This window comes from Vibrio sp. SCSIO 43086, from assembly GCF_051132235.1.
Taxonomy (GTDB): Bacteria; Pseudomonadota; Gammaproteobacteria; order Enterobacterales; family Vibrionaceae; genus Vibrio; species Vibrio diabolicus.
This window is the reverse complement of sequence record NZ_CP072677.1, coordinates 1,367,325-1,386,770: the sequence shown is the minus strand read 5'-3', so window position 1 is coordinate 1,386,770 and position 19,446 is coordinate 1,367,325. Positions and strand designations below refer to the sequence as shown.

The window sequence follows — 19,446 nt, the reverse complement described above, 5'->3', positions numbered from 1 at the left end:
AAGATAGCACATAGAACACTGCTAATCGACTGATATACAAGGCTAGTTTTGAAGAATAACGAACAGAAAAAGACATCCATGAATAATACCGAACAGCCTACATTCTTCTTCTTTGATTATGAGACATGGGGAACAAACCCCGCGAAAGATCGCCCAAGCCAGTTCGCTGGTGTCCGCACAGATGAAAACTTCAATATCATCGGCGAACCTTTAGTCATGTACTGCCAGCCACCTGCTGATTATCTTCCGTCTCCTGAAGCTGCGCTTATTACTGGTATTACTCCGCAAAAAACGGTTCAAGAAGGCCTTTCTGAGCCTGAGTTTATCGCTAAGATTCACGCTGAACTCGCGAAACCAAATACAACCAGTTTAGGCTACAACAGCATTCGCTTTGATGACGAAGTGACCCGTTATACTTGTTATCGTAACTTTATCGACCCATACGCATGGAGTTGGCAAAACGGTAACTCGCGTTGGGATTTACTCGATGTATTACGCGCGTGCCACGCCCTTCGCCCAGAAGGCGTAGAGTGGCCAGAAAACGAAGATGGCTTCACTAGTTTTAAATTAGAGCACTTGTCTGTTGCTAACGGCATAGAACATAGTAACGCGCACGATGCGATGGCAGACGTGATTGCGACTATCGAAATGGCGAAAAAAGTCAAAGCAGCGCAACCAAAATTGTTTGACTACTTCTTTTCTATGCGCCAAAAGCGTAAGCTCAATGAATTAGTCGACATCGTCAACATGACGCCGTTGATGCACGTTTCAGGCATGCTAGGGCGCGAATGCCAGTACACTAGCTGGATTGTGCCTGTTGCTTGGCATCCAACCAATACTAACGCCGTTATCACTATCGATTTAGCGAAAGACCCTCAACCTATTCTAGAGCTATCCGCAGAAGAGCTACACGAAAGACTCTACACTAAACGAGAAGATCTTGGTGACTTGCTACCAGTACCAGTTAAGTTAGTTCATTTAAACAAATGCCCTATTCTCGCCCCTGCAAAAACGTTAACGGCTGAAAATGCGGAGTCTATTGGCATTGATCGCCAGCAATGTCTCGCTAATCTCGCTTTGTTGCGCCAACATCCTGAAATTAGAGAAAAGCTGATTAGCCTCTTTTCAGTCGAGCGTAAATTCGATAAAAGTGATGACGTCGATACACAACTTTACGACGGATTCTTCTCTCCGGCCGATCGCGCAGCCATGGATATCATTCGAGAAACCGACCCGAACAATCTTGCCGCATTGGACATTGAATTTGATGACAAGCGCATTAAACCTCTATTGTTCCGCTATCGTGCGCGTAACTTCCCAGGCACATTAGACGAGCAAGAACAGAGACGCTGGGCATTACACTGTCGAGAAGTGTTTGAAAGCCAAATTGAAGAGTACATGCTGAATTTAGAAAACTTAGTTCACGAACATGAAAGTGACGAAAAGAAGATTGCGATATTAAAATCCGTGTACCGTTATGTAGAGAGCTTAGCTTCTTAACTCCTCCTAATACAAGCGCACCTTATGGTGTGCTTGTTGTTTATATACTGTCAAAATGATTAAAGAACGATTCTTACAACTGATCCAACTGCTCATTTCAATCTTCCTCATCATGGGGGCACTTGGCATCGGAATTACCATTCAAAAGTTCACTGGCGTTTCCGTCCCAGGAAGTGTCATCGGTATGCTCGTACTGTTTTTCTCCATGACTCTTGGGCTTGTAAAGGTCGATTGGGTCAAACCGGGCGCCACGCTATTTATCCGCTACATGATTTTGTTGTTCGTTCCTATTAGCGTGGGATTAATGCAACATTTCGATATGCTACTCGCTAATGCCCTCCCTATCATTGCTAGCGCAGTTGGAGGCTCACTCATTGTACTAGTCAGCCTCGCTTGGCTGCTGGACTACTTGCTAAAGGAGAAGCACTGATATGTGGTTAGTTGTTACCATTGCGGTTTTTCTTGTCGCGCGCCAAATCGCAATCAAACTGAATAATCCTCTAGCAAATCCTTTGCTGATCAGTATTGCAGTGCTCATTCCTTTGCTTACTTACTTAAATGTACCGTTTGAAACGTATTATGCGGATAACGAAGGGATCAGTTTTTTACTTCAACCAGCCGTAGTTGCTCTGGCTTACCCGTTATATGAACAACTACCACAGATTAAAGCAAACTGGCGAATCATCACTTTTGCTTGCACAGTAGGCAGTGTGATGTCGATGATGACAACCACCTTGATCGCAGTCGCTTTCAAAGCGGATATCAGTTTAATCGCAAGTCTAGTGGGTAAATCCGTCACTACGCCAATAGCAATGGAAATTTCGAGTCACCTCGGTGGTGAAGCAGCCGTTGCGGCGATCTTGGTTCTGATTGTTGGTTTATTGGGCGCGATTTTGGCATACCCAATTTACAACTTAATTGGAATTAAACACCCGATTGCACGTGGCCTAACAATGGGTACCGTGTCTCATGCCTTAGGCACCGCGACATGTGCAGAGAAACAGCCCATTGATGCCGCGTTCTCATCACTCGCATTGGTTTTATGCGGTATCATCACTTCTATTTTGGCTCCAAGCTTTTTTGCTTTGGCTGTCTGGCTATATCAATAGTTAAGCGCTCTCGGTCTGCCTTCCGGCCGGCCGTGGCCTTCCCGTTTCTTCCTTATCCCTTCCAAAATTCTGTATTACCTCATCTAACAACCCGTTCTAGTAAGATCGTTAAGGTACTCTGACGAGATACACTCTAATAACTTCAACATTCAGTGCAATATTACTGACTCAACGTTGCTTAGATATCTAGGAATAACGTTGTGTGGACATGTAGGCATCGTAATTAACATATCCCAGCGTCTTGGTCATATGAATATATACTTATATGGTTAATTGTGAGACGGAGATAACGCTTCACGTCAGTGCAATCGAATACATGTGTGAGCTCACTCTAATTATGTAACAGAATTATCAATTGCATTATTTATCGTGATCTAACGCACGGAACATTTCTATCCTTCACATAGAATAACTGTCCATGCAATAACAAGGATTCAACATGAAAAGTCGCATTGAACAGGCGCTAGCAGGCGCTCCAGAAGCACTTTCCAAACAACTTGCTCCTATCATCCAAGCTGATGATTTTGATGCTACGCTTTCAGTTCAACAGTTTGAGCAGTTGCTTTCAGCTACCGGTCTATCAGATAAAGAGCTTCGTGTTGCTCTACTTCCTTTTGCCGCAGCATATTCCTATGCTCCTCTTTCTGAATTTTATGTCGGTGCTATCGTTCGTGGTCTCTCAGGTCGCCTTTACTTCGGTGCCAACATGGAATTCTTTGGTGTTCAGTTAGGTCAAACAGTTCACGCTGAGCAGTCTGCAATTAGCCACGCTTGGATGAAAGGTGAACGTGGTATTAAAGATATCACCATTAACTTCAGCCCATGTGGTCACTGCCGTCAGTTCATGAACGAGTTATCTACCGCAAACGAGCTTAAAATCCAGCTCCCAGAACGCGAAGAAAAGTCGCTGCATGAATACCTACCTGAAGCCTTTGGACCAAACGATCTCGGTATCGAATCCGGCTTAATGGCAGAAGTAAAGCATCAGTTCTCATGCGATGATGAAGACACTCTAATTCAAAGCGCTGTTGAAGCGATGAACATGAGCCACTCACCATATACCAACAACCTGAGTGGCTTAGCATTAGAAATGGCTAGCGGCCGTGTATTCCAAGGTGCTTATGCGGAAAATGCAGCATTTAACCCTAGCTTGCCGCCATTACAAGTTGCGCTGATCCAAGTACTACTTGCGGGTGAAACCTTTGACAATATCAAAGCCGCTGCTCTGGTAGAAAACTCAGAAGGCAAGATCAGTCATTTGGCTGATACGCAATCAACGTTAGAAGCGTTAAATCCAGATATTCCACTTAGTTTTGTCAACGTATAAGCGACAATTTCAGTATAAAAAGCTCTACGGCATGTAGAGCTTTTTTATTGCCTAAAAACCAAAGGCAAACGTTTGCTTTGTCATGAAACTTCAGTATGATCTCCTGCAATTTCTGTCTCACCACTCTATTTTGTAAGGGAACACTATGTTTGGCACTGCAACCAGCGCAAATGCTACCCGTGTATTACTTTTAGGCTCTGGCGAACTCGGTAAAGAAGTCGCAATTGAATGTCAGAGACTTGGTTTAGAAGTGATTGCTTGTGATCGCTATGCTAATGCTCCAGCGATGCAAGTTGCTCACCGTAGTTACGTCATCGATATGTTAGATGGAAGCGCCTTAGAAGAAGTTATTACAAAGGAACAACCTACTTACGTCGTACCTGAAATCGAAGCTATCGCAACCGACAAACTGGTAGAGCTTGAAGAAAAAGGGCTGAATGTTGTTCCAACCGCTAAGGCAACCAAGCTAACAATGAATCGTGAAGGTATCCGACGTTTGGCTGCAGAAGAACTAGAACTGACAACATCACCTTATCGTTTTGCAGATACTTTTGAAGACTTCAAAGCCGCGGTTGAGCATGTCGGCATCCCGTGCGTAGTAAAGCCAGTTATGAGTTCTTCAGGTAAAGGGCAAAGTGTCATCAAGACCGAAGACGACGTAGCAAAAGCATGGGATTACGCACAGGAAGGCGGACGTACGGGTGCAGGTCGCGTGATCGTGGAAGGTTTTATCGACTTCGATTACGAAATCACTTTATTGACCGTAAGAGCCGTTGACGGTGTTCACTTCTGTGCTCCAATTGGCCATCGTCAGGAAGATGGCGACTACCGCGAATCATGGCAACCGCAAGCCATGTCAGAAAACGCAGTAAAAGCAGCAGAATACACGGCAGAGAAAGTAGTCAACGCACTCGGTGGCTACGGCATCTTTGGTGTAGAGTTATTTGTTAAAGGCGATAAGGTCATTTTCAATGAGGTCTCTCCTCGCCCTCACGATACAGGCATGGTCACAATGATTTCGCAGGAAATGTCTGAGTTTGCTCTCCACGTACGTGCATTTACCGGAATGCCGATTAATAATATCGTACAATATGGTCCATCTGCGTCGGCCGTTATTCTTGGGCAAGGGACTTCCACAAACATTCGCTTTGACAACCTAACCAAAGCCTTAGATCAACCTCAAACGCAAGTTCGTCTATTCGGCAAGCCAGAAATCGATGGTCGCCGTCGTTTAGGTGTTGTCCTTACGCGACGAAAAACCACCGAAGAAGCCGTTCAAGACGCTGTTGAAAGTGCTTCAAAAGTGAATATCACTTATTAAATACGAACCACTTATACAAAAATAGCGCAGCTCAAATTGCTGCGCTATTTCGTTTTACAAACCAAAAAAACTATTCACTCTCGATTAGGTACACTTCTTCAGAGAAGCGACTTAAGCCTTTTTTCGCAATTTTAGGATGGTTTTCATCAGCTTCATCTACGTTCAAACAGGTAACTTTGTAACCTGAAAATAACTGCTCAATCTCTTCGACTGGCACGCTAAATGGAGGCCCCGCCATCTCTTCTTGAGGATAGTTGAGTGTAACAAGCAAAATACGACCGCCTGGATTCAAAAGTTGCTTGAGACGCTCTACATACTCCTCTCGCATATCTTTCGGTAAAGCAACCAACGCGGCGCGATCATAAATGATATCGGCTTGAGATACTGGTGCAGTGAAAAAGTCCCCAGTATAAATAGAGAGCTCATCAAATTGATAAAGCTCGTGCATACCATTAACAGGCGTCACGGTTGGCGTATAAAAATGTTCAGCAAAAAAGGCACGAACAGCGATATGGCTCAGCTCAACACCTTCAACTGAATCATGCTTCATCGCCAACCAAATCAAGTCTTCTGACTTTCCACACAAAGGCACTAACACTTTGTCTTCACGCTTTGGGTTTGTGTGTTGCCAATATGCAGGTAATAGCGGGTTTACATCTTCCAAGTGAAATCCGATTTGATTACTGGCCCATTTATTATGCCAAAACTCTTGGTCTCTCATTTTACTTTCTACTTGTCGGCTGATTTTCATTTTGAGAAGTAAGACTAACGATTTTTTTCAATTTGTCTATGCCGTTCATCTTTGGTTAATACAGCGGTGATAGGATGTAAACGTTCTTATAGGAACCACGCCTTTATCTGATAAACAGAATAAAGAAAAGAGAAATGGTGATCTAACGCACGATTCCACTTCAAGACAAAACTGAAACCTTGGAATCTTTCGTAATGACCCCATTAATAAGTTAGTACCTGATTTGCCGAACTTAGCGACCTTTATGTTCCCTATTTTCTAAGTACAAGCAAGTTAAGGAGAGTGAATGAGCTTATTTCTTCGTACTACAGCATTGATGCTTTTGGTACTTAGCCGTGCACCGGCATTTGCCGCACTTCCAATTACCCCAGCGCCGAGTGGCGATCAAAATCGTTCAACAAGTCAAAACGAAGTTTGTTCGAAACTCTTTAAACATAGCCTTAGCGGCTTATATGGTATTCAGTCAATCGACGCAACTCCAACTCAGCCATACACTGACTTCGACATTCTTTACAGCAAAGCTCACCAAGCACAATTTGAGCTTGAAACTATCTGTAAAAGTACCGCACTTCTTAATGATGCTCAGCCATACTTCGCAGGCGTAAAGTCCAAACAACGAGCAGAAGAAAAAATAGCTTTGGAGTTAGATGGAAAAGTCGAACGCATTACTGACCTAGCCCGTGCCACGATTGTTGCTGAAGACGTCGCAAGCTTAGTCTCCATTTATGAAACCTTAGAGCGTGAAACAACAATTGTTAAAGTAAAAAATCGCTTCAAAAAACCTGGTCCTTCAGGCTATAGAGACTTGAACTTACTCGTTCGTTTACCAAAGACAAATCTAGTTGCCGAAGTTCAACTGCACTTAAAAGCCATCGCAGATGTGAAAAGCGGTCCTGAACACGACCTATACGAAAAAATCCAGAAACTAGAACGCCAAGCGATGATGGAGAAACGCGAACTAAGCGAACTAGAACTCGCTTCTATTCGCAACATGCGTGCACAGTCTAAAAACTTGTACCAACAAGCATGGCAACCATACTTAACAACGCACCTAGAAGCAGCGTAATCCATATCATTAAGATATACTCAAAAACAGAAAAACCACCGCATTGCGGTGGTTTTCGTTTATATGCGACACAAGTTTTACGCAAAAAAAAAGACCACGCCTTAGCGTGATCCATTTATTCGGCTTACTGTACTTTCTTCAGGTTTTCTACACGAGCTTTTAACTTCTGACCCGGGCGAAAAGTCACTACACGTCGAGCAGTAATTGGAATATCTTCACCGGTTTTCGGGTTACGACCAGGTCGTTCATTCTTGTCACGAAGATCAAAGTTACCAAAACCTGACAGTTTTACCTGTTCGCCACTTTCCAGTGCCTTACGAATCTCTTCAAAGAACACTTCCACCGTTTCCTTGGCGTCCCGCTTACTAAATCCTAATTTATCAAACAGGTTTTCTGCCAGTTCGGCTTTTGTGAGCGCCATAAAACTTTCCTCAAAGCTATGTTAAACAATGCTACGTTAGTGTAGCGCCAGAGCAGTTTTACCCTACCAATTCAACAACATATCGGGGTTACATCAGGAAGTGTATGACAAGCTTATGATTTTCGCCAACTTTTTTCTTGGCGAACAAAAGGAATAGCACTATGTAAATTATTGTTAAACGCCAACATTTTGATATTTTTGTTTTTGTTTTCTCTTTAATAGGAAAAACATCCAGCTGATAAAACTAAAAGTAGTTTAAATATCAACATTAATCACTATTTAATAAAAATATCAGAGATTGGTTATTTAACAGACACTTGACATAGAACTTGTCGTAAATTCAGTGATTTGTATGTAACTCGATACGTAACAATTGAACTAAATGGTATGACCACCTGGCTTTGCAACTGTGCTTAGAAAGCTTGATTAAACCCACGCTTCTCACTGTTCAGCGATGACGCAATATATAAAGGTTGATAATGTGGTTCTTCGTGTATCTCCACATTAGCTCCTTACACTTCATCTAGGCGACCATGATTAATCAAATCATAAATATTCTTTTCCCTGTTTTTGCTCTTGTCGGCGTCGGCTATTTGGTAGGTCGTTACATCAAGCCTGACTTTCGTCCAATCAACCGCATTAACATTGAGGTTTTCACACCTGCGCTGGTGTTTTCTTCGCTCGTTAACATGCCGTTAGACTCGAATCAGGGACCACTCCTTTTTGCAGCAATTGTCGCGGTTTTGGTTCCCGCACTACTCATGATCCCAGTATGTCGATTGACGTCACTGTCGTTTAAAACCTGGGCACCACCACATATGTTTCGCAATAGCGGAAACCTTGCTATTCCTTTGTTTACCTATACGTTTGGAGAAATTGCGCTATCCTCAGCAGTACTGCTATTTGTCGTGTCAGCATGCTTGCACATTAGTTTAGGTGTAATGCTACTTAGTAATGGCAACCCTTTTAAGCAAATAGTCAAGATGCCAATCTTTTTAGCTGCGTCGTTGGCTCTGTTTCTCAACGTGTCAAATGTGGGTGTATGGGCACCTTTATACGAAGCGACTGCTCTACTTGGCCAAGCGGCAGTACCCGTGATGCTTTTATCCCTGGGGGCGCAAATGTGTCATTTAAGAGTGGACGGTTTAAAGGTTGGTGTATTGTGTACCGTGCAGTCGCTTGCAACTGGGGCGGTTGCATTTGCACTTATTTATTGGTTAATTCCCCTTCCAACGATGCAATTGCAAATGATGGTACTCTTCACAATGCTGCCACCAGCCGTCATGAATTACCTATTTGCGGAAAGGCTGAATATAGAGCCCATGAAAGTGGCGTCAATGGTACTATTTGGCAACTTTTTCAGTATTCTTACGCTCCCACTTCTGCTTAGCTATACCCTCTCACTCGCCGCCTAGCCGCCAATAAGCTAGCGTTAGCGTCTGTTGGCTGAAAAACGATATATGCCAAGTCTCGATTAAGCGTTACCTCGAGTTTGGTCCAGATTTTTGAGGTTGTGGGAGGTGACGTAAACGGCCTAGTACGTGAATCACAATAAGATAATGCTCAACATAAAAAAACCCTGCCGATTTGACAGGGTTTTTAGTTTCTTAAGAGAGATAGTTCGTCTAACGCTTAGTCACGTAGAGACGCACCAAACTTCTCAGAAACGTGAGCAACGATAGCGTCAACCGCACCAGCTATATCTGCATCTTCAAGCGTACGCTCAACTGACTGTAGAGTCAGAGCGATTGCTAGGCTCTTCTTACCTTCTTCAACGCCTTTACCTACGTAAACGTCGAACAGCTTCGCATCTTTAAGGAACTCGCCACCTTGCTCAAAACAAGCATTAACGATGTCACCAGATGCTACCGCTTCGTCCACAACTACAGCGATATCACGACGGTTTGATGGGAATTTAGAAAGCTGAACCGCTTCTGGGATCACTTTACTGTTGATTGCAGACCATTCGATTTCGAATACGATAGTACGACCGTTTAGACCGAACTTACGCTCAAGCTCAGGGTGAACGGTACCGATCACGCCCACTTCTTTGCCATCTACGATGATTGCCGCAGATTGACCTGGGTGAAGTGCTGGGTTAGCTTTTTTGCTTTCAGGTGACAGTGCAGCGAAAGAGTACGCTTTTTCGTTCGCAGATAGCTCTAGAATCGCTTCTAGATCGCCCTTAAGGTCGAAGAAATCAACGGTGTTAGTTTCGATATCCCAGTGCTCTTCACCACGAGTACCAGCAATAACACCTGCAAGCATAGGCTCTTGGCGCATGCCGTTTTCTGCAGATTCACATGGAATGAAACGTAGGCCGTATTCGAATAGACGAACGCGTGGCTGTTGACGTTTCTGGTTGTGAACAACCGTGTTCAGCAGACCTTGGATAAGACCAAGACGCATTGCTGACATGTCTGCAGAAATTGGGTTTGGAAGCACTAGAGGCTCAACACCAGGTACAACTAGCTTTTGTTGCTCAGGCTCAACGAAGCTGTATGTGATTGCTTCGTGGTAACCACGGTCAACAAGAAGATCACGAACGCGTTTCAGTGGAAGATCCGCTTCAACGTGGTTGTGCATCTTAAGTGCTGCTGCTGGGTGTTGGTTAGGAATGTTGTCGTAACCGTAGATACGGCCAACTTCTTCAATCAAGTCTTGTTCGATAGCGATATCGAAACGCCATGTTGGCGCTACTGCCATCCAACCTTCTTCTGAAGCTTCAACAGTCAAACCTAGGCGCTCTAGGATTTCTACTACGTCAGCATCAGCGATGTGGTGACCTAGTAGGTTGTCTAGCTTCGTACGACGTAGAGCAACTTTGTTTGGCTTAGGTAGGTCTGCTTCAGACTCTACTGCAACAACAGGTGCTACTTCACCGCCACAGATTTCAACAAGAAGCTGAGTTGCACGCTCCATTGCGCTCACTTGTAGTGCGTAATCCACACCACGCTCGAAACGCATTGAAGAATCAGTGTGAAGACCATAGCTACGAGCGCGACCGCGGATATGGTCAGGTGCAAAGAATGCACACTCTAGTAGAACGTCTTTAGTCTCAGTTGTTACACCAGACTCTTCACCACCAAAGATACCTGCGATTGCAAGTGCTTTGTTGTGGTCAGCTACAACTAATGTATCTGCATTTAGTTCTGCTTCGCTGCCGTCAAGAAGTGTTAGCTTCTCACCTTGCTCAGCCATACGAACTACGATGCCACCTTCGATCTTCGCTAGATCGAATGCGTGCATTGGTTGACCTTGCTCTAGAAGAACATAGTTAGTGATGTCTACAACAGGGTCGATAGAGCGAATACCACAACGACGCAGTTTCTCTTGCATCCATAGTGGCGTTTCAGCTTGAACGTTTACGTTCTTAACAACACGACCTAGGTAACGAGGACACGCAGCAGCAGCTTTCACTTCAATAGACACTTTATCGTCGATTGAAGGGGCAACTGCTTCTACTGATGGCTCAGTCACGTCAGCACGGTTTAGTACGCCAACTTCACGAGCTAGACCACGAATGCTGAAACAGTCAGCGCGGTTTGCTGTTAGATCTACGTCTACCGTTACGTCATCTAGACCTAGGAATTCACGGAAATCAGTACCGATTACTGCGTCTTCTGCTAGTTCCATGATGCCGTCTGACTCAACATCAATGCCTAGTTCAGTGAACGAACAAAGCATGCCGTGAGATGGCTGGCCACGTAGTTTCGCTTTTTTGATTTTGAAATCGCCTGGAAGAACAGCACCAACTGTTGCTACCGCTACTTTCAGACCTTGGCGACAGTTAGGTGCGCCACAAACGATGTCTAGAAGCTCTTCTTCACCCACGTCAACTTTAGTAACGCGAAGTTTGTCTGCGTCTGGGTGTTGACCACATTCAACAACGTGACCCACTTTAACGCCAGTGAAAGAACCCGCTACAGGAAGAACGTCGTCTACCTCTAGGCCGGCCATTGTAATTTGATGAGTGAGTTCGTCAGTAGTAACCGCTGGGTTTACCCACTCACGAAGCCATGATTCGCTGAATTTCATGTTGATGAACCCTCTGGATTACTTGAACTGTTTTAGGAAACGAAGATCGTTTTCGAAGAACGCACGTAGATCGTTCACGCCATAACGAAGCATCGTTAGACGCTCAACACCCATACCGAATGCGAAACCAGAGTATTTTTCAGGATCGATGCCTACGCTACGTAGTACGTTCGGGTGAACCATACCGCAGCCTAGTACTTCTAACCATTTACCGTTTTTGCCTTTCACGTCTACTTCAGCTGAAGGTTCAGTGAATGGGAAGTAAGATGGACGGAAACGTACTTCTACTTCTTCTTCGAAGAAGTTACATAGGAAATCGTGCAGGATACCTTTCAACTGTGCAAAGTTTACGTTCTCATCAACCAGCATACCTTCCACTTGGTGGAACATTGGGGTATGAGTTTGGTCGTAGTCGTTACGGTATACACGGCCCGGTGCGATGAAACGGAATGGTGGTTTACCATTTTCCATCGTACGGATCTGTACGCCTGACGTATGAGTACGAAGCATCAAATCTGGATTGAAGAAGAAAGTATCGTGGTCAGTACGCGCTGGGTGATCAGCGGCAATATTTAGCGCATCAAAGTTGTGGAATGCATCTTCGATCTCTGGGCCAGCTTCGGTGTTAAAACCAAGTTCGCCAAAGAACTTCTCAATACGCTCTACAGTACGAGTTACTGGGTGTAAACCACCGTTTTCAATACGACGACCTGGTAGTGTTACGTCGATTGTTTCTGCTGCTAGTTTCGCTTCAAGCTCTGCACGTTGTAGTGCGTCTTTACGAGCTGCGATAGCTTGCTGAACGACGCCTTTCGCTTTGTTGATCTCTTGACCAGCTTCACGGCGTTCTTCTGGTGGTAGTTTGCCTAGGCTTTGAAGTTGAGCAGTTAGCTCACCTTTTTTACCCAGATACTGAACACGCACTTCATCAAGTGCGACTAGCGATTCGGCAGCTTCAATTGCAGTGCTCGCGCTAGCAATGATCTCTTCTAGATGTTGCATCGTTTCCTCATCTACCTGTTGGTAGTGTCCATAAGGGAGTGATTGGTTTTTTGATAGCTGTACATAGTAGCCAAACCGGGCACCAATGCCAAATTGAATTACGAAAAGAAGAGGTTATTGAATAAAAAGAGCACAAAAACGTCAAAAATGTCATCTTTCATTAATCTGACGTTAAGTTGTGCCCTTTTGTTTTAGAAATAGTATTGAATAGATAGCTCGATAAAATCGTCATCTCGGGCGAAATAGAGCAAATCGTTTGGCGTTTCATTTTTGAACAACCAAGCATCAATTTGCCACTTAAAGTTATTCGATATTCGGCTCGAGGCTTCTAACTTGGCATTGTAAACATCGGCGTTATCTAAATCCTTTGTGATTCCCGTCAATAATTCCGTTCCGTCCTCGTCGTTGAGCGCCCAACGAATGCCTGCAAACACATCATTTTGACCGATAGTTTGTGCGTTATTCCCACGACTGTCATAGAGGTACTCACCAATAACCCCCACATCCCAAACCGTGTCAAATGCACCGACGAAGGTATACTCAAAACCCGTCACAAGACCGACATGATTATCAGCACTATCTCGATAAACACTTTCCAGTTTCCATAACCAATCGCCAACGATTCCTTGTACATCGAGACCGACATGACTCATCAGAGCGTAGTAAGGCTTTAATTCCCCGTACTCAAAACGAAAGTAAGGATCCCGATTTGTTCCATATAAATAGCTCAGGCCTACGTCCCAATAGCCAAGCATTTTCGAATATCGAAAAGCCACATCCACCTGCTTTTCTTCTCTGCTTGATTCATAGATAGCATCATCTGAGACAACAGGTTCGGTTCGCAAGCGCCCGTCAGTACCCGCAAACGTTCGTTCCCTAAAGTAAGGTAATAACATTGCATGGACGGTGCCCCAATCTTTGAATGAGGAAAAATGCAACATCGGCTGACCGAGCTTATCTTCACCATCGACGGCTTCAATGGCGTCTGTCTGGTTTACTACATCAACCAAATGGGCGGATTCCGTCACTCCCCAAAAGACCTTACTAATCCCAACTCGAAGCTCATAATCATCCCAATAAGTCAGATAAAGCGCCTCTCTTATGTCTCCATGACTTCGCTCATCGTCTAGACTATCCAAACGATAGAAAGGTGTGAGGGTAAAGCTCGCATCACCATTTTGCATCTCCCAGTAAAATTCTGGCTGCAAAACCAATGACGTTTGCGCTTTGCTCTGACCCTGAGAGCCAGAATCAAAAAACTGACGATGCTCAATATTGACTTGTCCTGCAAGCTCAATGGCGGCAAGAGGCATCGAGTAAAGAGAGGTTGCTGCGCTAAGCAACAACCCAACATTTGATTGCTTCATTTCTCCCCCATTACCTCACTCGCTTTAACACATTCTTATGAAAATCATTGTCTTCTAGCCCAGTGTTAAAGCGCATTTCACTTGTTGTTAGCTCAGTGCTTTTTCCTGTTTGATGATTTGTCATCGCCATGGTGTGCGCTCGCCAATATTGGTTGAGGTACTGCTTGTAATCTGAGAAAGAAAGCGTTTTTAACAACGACCCTTTGCGATCGTAAAACTCAACTTTCAGTGGGCGATAATGCGCTTTATCTAACCACACCGTTTGCTTGGTATAACCTGAATTTTTGTCTGTAGGGATTTGCTCTATGACGAAAACATCTTGCCCATTTATGGTGTCATCTTTTAAGTAATTGAAACGATATTTTTCGATCTCAAAAGAACTGAGATCCTCATACGCAAATTCACTACCCATAAAAGGGCCTGATTTGTTACGCGAGGAAATACGTTTCACACGCTTCAATGCTGGAAGGTAAAGCCACTGGTCATCGGCACCCACTGTATGAGAGTGGTTGAGAAACGCGGTGCCTTTCACATCTCTTGGTTCATCAAATATTGTGAGTCCTTTGTCACCATCGTCCTCAACTTCGAGTGATTGAAGGCGCATTAAACGTGTGCTGCTTTCTCCTTGTGCGTTCCGCAGAATCATTTTCATAGTAGCAACAGAATCCCCCCACCCTTCATCACGAGCTTTGCGCTCTTGAGCAATTTCTAATCCTTTCGCTTCATCCGCTAACACCGCATGACTCATAAAAAGCGAGACAGAAAGTGCAGATACTTTTAAGGCATTTTTTAGTAAATTCATGTTCAATCCTTTGATTCGTTATGACTGAGTAACAGCCGTGGTTTGAGAGTCAGTTGATTTAAGCTTGTTTCGGCGGTCCACCTCGTCGTAGACGCCTTTGTCAAACAACATCAGTAGAGTCGGTAGAAAGATGAAATCCACAACAAGAGCAATGAAGATAACAATGGCACTCAACTGTCCCATATCGGCATTTAAGCGGAAGCTCGACATCGCCAGAACGGAGAAACCAGCAACAAGCACGACAGTCGTAATCCAAAGCGCGCGCCCCACGGTGTGAAAAGCGTAACGAACCGCTTGTTCCGCGCTATGGCCATCTTTACGAGCGTGTTGGTATTTAGAGAGAAAATGAACGGCATCATCAACCACAACGCCAAGCGTCAACGTCACAACAACAGACAACCCCAAATTAATTTCACCAGAAACCAACGCCCAAATACCAAAACCAATAAGCGCAGGGGCGATATTCGGGACCAGGCTGATTAAACCGAGCTTGAACGAGCGTAAGGCAAAGATCAGTAATGCCGAAATTAAGACCAGAGTGATAGGCAAGGTTGACAGCATGCTAGCCATATTCGTTTCGCCAATATGCGCAAACATCAGTGATGGACTAGAAGCAACAACATCATACTGAGGCGCGTTTTCGTTAAACCATTGGTAAATACGATTTTCCAAATCAACAAGCTCGACGCTGCCCAAGTTCTCCACGGTGAGAACCATCTTGATTGACGACTTATCAACATTGATTTGGTTGTTCAAATCTAAACCATACGGTAGTGACATTTCATAAAGCAGCAGATATTGAGCCGCTAATTCTCTGTCTTGAGGAAGCGAGTAATAAGTCTGATCATCTCCATGCATGTTCTTGTTTAGGCGCTTATAAACATCGCTCAAGGTCGCAACATGGTCCGTTTCTGGCTGCAACCTTAGCCAGTCAGTAAATTTACCCACGGTATTGAGAAAATTAGGATCCGCAATACCCTGCGATTCGTTAGTTTTTATCGCGATACTGATGTTCGCCATGCCACTGATCCGCTCTTCCATAAAATCAGCCGCTCGACGAAATTCATTGCTATGACCAAAATATTCGACGGATTCATCGTTGACTTTGTTCATCGGAATCAAACTCGCACTCGCGACAATAACAAGCACCGACAACGGCAATAACGCATGTCGCTTTGACACCACGAAATCCCCTAAGTGATCCATAAAGTGCTTTCTTTCATCAGCAGTGTCTGACTTCACCCTAACAGGAAGGATATGAAGTAACGCCGGAAGTAATGTGATGGAAAGGAAACAAGCAATCATGACGCCAAGGGCTGATAGGTTGCCGAAATCTCTCAGGATTGGCGAATCCGACATATTCATCATTAAAAAGCCGATCGCGGTGGTAATGGAGGTAATCAGGATGGGCATGAAATTGAGCGCAATACTTCGTTCAATAGAATGGGCTTTACTAAAGCCGTTTTGCATTGACTGACGCATCGTCGCTATGATGTGTACACAGTCGGCGACGGCAAGCGTCATCACCAAGGTAGGCACATTAACTGTCGCCGTGCTTAAGAACATACCAGCCCATCCTGATAAGCCCATTGTCACCATAACTGAGCCGATAATAACGATGAGTGTCGCGATAACGCTAAGCAATGAGCGCAACATGAGAGTCAGGAAAACCAATATCACTAGTAGCATGGTCGGCACTAGCGTCGCGCTGTCATCTTGAGCTGCGGTCATAAACGCGTAGTTCATTGCAATAATACCGGCTTTGTGGAACTCAGTATCCGGGTACACTTGCTGATAACGCTCAATCATTCCGTTTATGTAGGCAACCACTTCTTGTACTTCAGCGGTTTTATCGACCTCAGGGAGTTGGACCGTAATATTCACGACCGTGACATCCCCTTTTTCGGAAATCAGTGAACTTTTCAAAACCGGCTCACTCAACGCAATACTTTTGACTTTCTCGATTCGCTGAGGCGTCAATTCATATTCGCTATACAGTAAATCTTCGACAAGAAGATCATCTTCAAACGCTTCGGTATGCTGGTAGTTGGCAAGGGAATCAACACGGGTGGAGTATGGGACTTGCCACGCCTCGTCAGTGATCTGCTGAATAAGAGATAAGGTGTTAGGAGTAAAAACAGTGCCACTTTTTGGCGCTATGACCAAAGCAAGACTGTCAGATTTTGCAAAGGTAGTCTGAATTTCATCAAACGCAAGTAACTGCTCATTTGTTCCATCAAAAAAGATGTCGTAATCCCCTCTAAAGTAAAGATTTTTTCCTCCAATAGTTGCTATAACAATCAATAAAACGGTAGCAAGCACAACCAACACACTGTAATTCGTTGGTAGCTTGACCCAGCTCATTCGGGCTTGTTGTTGAACGTTGTGATGTGGCATCACACTCTCCTTTTGTGACGTTTCGTCAAATTTAAAAACTAAAAAAAACAGCGAATGCTTTGATAACCAGATAACTTCAACATATAAAAATCAGATCGAATTTATTTGGTTATATAAGTTAGTTTTTGAGTAACTTCCTATACTTCTCGAGATCGGTAACTTGAGTACCAATTTCTAATTTTTTGACGATTCGTCACAATGGTGTAATAAAAAAGCCAACTAAAATATTAGATGGCCTCTATAACGATTAGCGATTCACAGACTCTAAATAAGCAAGCTCTTCGCTGAACAATTCCTGTTCCACTCGACGCCACGTTTTACGGTAATCCCACTCTGTCGATAAAGGTGACCACCCTAAACCATCAAGTAACATATTCGCGTTATGCAGTACTGAGAATGGATCTTGAATTCGCTGAATACATCGACTGTTCGATGCATTTTGCGCTAGAGCGTTTGAACCGAAGGCAATAGACCAGTTAGCAAATACGATGGCATCAGAACCAATTGCGGGAGAGAACTTAAGGTCTCCACATTCCACCGCATTATTCACCAACGCATCAGCACCATCTATTACTTGTTCTTCTAAGTTGTTCAATTCATTCACACGCTTAGGCGAAGCTTTCTCTAGGACCCAAGGCGTCTTTGCAACAATCGCACAGGTTGATAGTACAGGCTCCATACGAGCGTAAATACGATAACCTACATGCATAGCAATGATTTTTTCTCTGGTATTGCCATTGAACTTAGCGGTACGTTCGAAAAATATTGCCTCGCTTCTCAGCGAGTGAATACAAAGCGCAAGAATCACATCTTCTTTGCTGCAAAAATGATTGTAGATCGTTCCCTTCGAGTAAGGGCTTGCCGCGGTGAGCTTGTCCATCGTTAAGTTGGCAAAGCCTTGCTCTTGAACCAGAGACTTAGCCAATTGAATAAGCTCTATTTCACGATCAGCAATCGCCTGTTGTTTTTTAGTTAGCCCTGAAGACGTACGACATCCGTCTTGCTTGCTATCTTTTTTACAGCGAAAGTTAAACATAATCCTTTGATCCGTATACCAACACACTCCCAATAATTGTAACACGATTCTTGAATACAGGAACGCCACTAAATTTGACGAACCGTCATAAATGACACTTCGTCATAATAGATCAAAAAACAAACATTGCAAGTATGAATTTATAGCTAACCGAAAAATAAGCATTACTTATATATAACCAAGTAACATCAAGATGCTTGGTTCAGCGAGAATGATTTGATTGTAAGGAAAATCTAGAGTGGAGTGCGGGGACACAACCCCAAAAATCAGAACTTTAAAAATTGGACAACGAGTGATATTGAAATGATGTTATTCAAAAAAGCCCAAAACACTTAAAGTTTGGATTCAAAACAGCAACTGATAGATGCTCTATTTACAAAGTGTGTTCTGTCTTGGGCTTTTCTTTTACTGCTTCCTTTCAATATTAGAGCTGAAAAACTCAATAACATGGTGAGAAAGCGATTCTCTTTAAGTAAAAGACTGAATTTCTAAATCGAGAGGCTTGGTTTATCACCTGCAGATGCAATGGCATAACGAATATCGTCAATAAATCGCCCTTCTGTCTCGATAATTCCATCAGAGAATGTGACTGGTTGATGTGGCCCTGCAAGTAGAACAATATTAGTAAAATCAGAGACGTTGAAGTTCTCTGCCACAACATTTTGGGAATGAAAATCGATAACCGTTTTTGCGACTTGATCTTCCAATTGCAAAAGCTGCTCTTCGGTAATTTTCATGCGTGCCAAAGCCACACGAACGCATTTATCGTGGGTTGTTGTCTGTTCTTTTATGATTTCCGTATATTTATCATTGAGCTTGGAGTTTTCTGCATAGCTGTAATATAACGGCCCGTGCAACGTTATATTTTTATCTTCATCAACGTAAACAAGATCCAATAACTCCAAAGCTTTTAGGTAATCAGACATGCTCTGCTCAGACAAATCATACTTTTTCTTTAAAATGGAATATCCATCTTTGCCTCGCAGCATTCTCAATTCACGATAAAAATCGTAAAGATGGGGAAATTGAAAAAAGACTTCATCTTGCGTACGGCTAAAGTAATCCTCGTCTTCGCCTTGTAATTGATTCGCAAGCTTTTGTAGTTCATCTAACGTGCAATCAACAGCTCTACAATATTCAAGCAGTTTATCCAAAGCGAGATTTGTGCTTGTTAAGTGTCTCTTAAAAGTGGACAGCGGCATGCCCATTTTCTCAGATAGCTCTCGATATGTTAGCCCTTTTGTTTTAATCGCTTGGCGTAATGCGGCTAGCAAGTATTCGGGAGTCAGATCTCTCATCTACAATTCCT

General features: G+C 43.7%; 16 protein-coding genes. 7 read left to right on the top strand and 9 right to left on the bottom strand.

From position 1 onward, the window contains the following. Positions 1 to 78 precede the first annotated feature (78 nt). From sbcB to purT, 5 genes are all read left to right on the top strand, one after another. Positions 79 to 1,500, top strand: a complete 1,422-nt coding sequence (gene sbcB / locus J8Z23_RS06370) for an exodeoxyribonuclease I (protein WP_434635225.1) — start codon at positions 79 to 81, stop codon at positions 1,498 to 1,500. 55 nt (positions 1,501 to 1,555) lie between these two features. Beyond that, on the top strand, positions 1,556 to 1,930 hold the full coding sequence (locus J8Z23_RS06365; RefSeq protein ID WP_005397786.1) for a CidA/LrgA family protein: 375 nt from the start codon (positions 1,556 to 1,558) through the stop codon (positions 1,928 to 1,930). Position 1,931: 1 nt separating this feature from the next. Beyond that, positions 1,932 to 2,609: an LrgB family protein gene (locus tag J8Z23_RS06360; RefSeq protein ID WP_164666165.1), complete on the top strand. Its 678-nt coding sequence runs from the start codon at positions 1,932 to 1,934 to the stop codon at positions 2,607 to 2,609. Between the two features lie 439 nt (positions 2,610 to 3,048). Then, positions 3,049 to 3,936 (top strand): cytidine deaminase, encoded by an 888-nt coding sequence (cdd, locus tag J8Z23_RS06355; RefSeq protein WP_005397788.1) that lies wholly within the window; start codon positions 3,049 to 3,051, stop codon positions 3,934 to 3,936. A 145-nt stretch (positions 3,937 to 4,081) separates the two neighbouring features. Further along, positions 4,082 to 5,257, top strand: a complete 1,176-nt coding sequence (gene purT / locus J8Z23_RS06350; protein ID WP_182036749.1) for a formate-dependent phosphoribosylglycinamide formyltransferase — start codon at positions 4,082 to 4,084, stop codon at positions 5,255 to 5,257. Positions 5,258 to 5,327: 70 nt separating this feature from the next. On the opposite strand, the gene J8Z23_RS06345 is transcribed toward purT, so the two are convergent. Next, positions 5,328 to 5,978: a thiopurine S-methyltransferase gene (locus J8Z23_RS06345; protein ID WP_041853041.1), complete on the bottom strand. Its 651-nt coding sequence runs from the start codon at positions 5,976 to 5,978 to the stop codon at positions 5,328 to 5,330. A 316-nt stretch (positions 5,979 to 6,294) separates the two neighbouring features. Between J8Z23_RS06345 and J8Z23_RS06340 the strand changes: the two genes are divergently transcribed. Beyond that, positions 6,295 to 7,074, top strand: a complete 780-nt coding sequence (locus J8Z23_RS06340) for a RelA/SpoT domain-containing protein (RefSeq protein ID WP_006741655.1) — start codon at positions 6,295 to 6,297, stop codon at positions 7,072 to 7,074. 124 nt (positions 7,075 to 7,198) lie between these two features. Here J8Z23_RS06340 and ihfA read toward each other — a convergent pair whose 3' ends face one another. After that, positions 7,199 to 7,495 carry an integration host factor subunit alpha gene (gene ihfA, locus J8Z23_RS06335; RefSeq protein ID WP_005377899.1) on the bottom strand — a complete coding sequence of 99 codons (297 nt, stop codon included), beginning with the start codon at positions 7,493 to 7,495 and terminating at the stop codon, positions 7,199 to 7,201. Positions 7,496 to 8,028: 533 nt separating this feature from the next. Between ihfA and J8Z23_RS06330 the strand changes: the two genes are divergently transcribed. Next, positions 8,029 to 8,910 carry an AEC family transporter gene (locus J8Z23_RS06330; protein ID WP_074191174.1) on the top strand — a complete coding sequence of 294 codons (882 nt, stop codon included), beginning with the start codon at positions 8,029 to 8,031 and terminating at the stop codon, positions 8,908 to 8,910. Positions 8,911 to 9,127: 217 nt separating this feature from the next. On the opposite strand, the gene pheT is transcribed toward J8Z23_RS06330, so the two are convergent. From pheT to J8Z23_RS06295, 7 genes are all read right to left on the bottom strand, one after another. Continuing rightward, positions 9,128 to 11,533, bottom strand: a complete 2,406-nt coding sequence (pheT, locus tag J8Z23_RS06325) for a phenylalanine--tRNA ligase subunit beta (RefSeq protein ID WP_301659907.1) — start codon at positions 11,531 to 11,533, stop codon at positions 9,128 to 9,130. An 18-nt stretch (positions 11,534 to 11,551) separates the two neighbouring features. Then, entirely contained in the window at positions 11,552 to 12,535 is a 984-nt protein-coding gene (pheS, locus tag J8Z23_RS06320) for a phenylalanine--tRNA ligase subunit alpha (RefSeq protein WP_005385470.1), read from the bottom strand. Between the two features lie 191 nt (positions 12,536 to 12,726). Then, entirely contained in the window at positions 12,727 to 13,902 is a 1,176-nt protein-coding gene (locus J8Z23_RS06315) for a hypothetical protein (protein WP_301659906.1), read from the bottom strand. A 10-nt stretch (positions 13,903 to 13,912) separates the two neighbouring features. Further along, entirely contained in the window at positions 13,913 to 14,704 is a 792-nt protein-coding gene (locus J8Z23_RS06310; RefSeq protein WP_005395903.1) for an outer membrane lipoprotein-sorting protein, read from the bottom strand. An 18-nt stretch (positions 14,705 to 14,722) separates the two neighbouring features. Beyond that, positions 14,723 to 17,101, bottom strand: a complete 2,379-nt coding sequence (locus J8Z23_RS06305) for an efflux RND transporter permease subunit (protein ID WP_301659905.1) — start codon at positions 17,099 to 17,101, stop codon at positions 14,723 to 14,725. 247 nt (positions 17,102 to 17,348) lie between these two features. Beyond that, positions 17,349 to 18,137: a TetR/AcrR family transcriptional regulator gene (locus tag J8Z23_RS06300; RefSeq protein ID WP_005395898.1), complete on the bottom strand. Its 789-nt coding sequence runs from the start codon at positions 18,135 to 18,137 to the stop codon at positions 17,349 to 17,351. Between the two features lie 488 nt (positions 18,138 to 18,625). Next, on the bottom strand, positions 18,626 to 19,435 hold the full coding sequence (locus J8Z23_RS06295) for a helix-turn-helix domain-containing protein (RefSeq protein ID WP_046874836.1): 810 nt from the start codon (positions 19,433 to 19,435) through the stop codon (positions 18,626 to 18,628). Between the last annotated feature and the right edge of the window lie 11 nt (positions 19,436 to 19,446).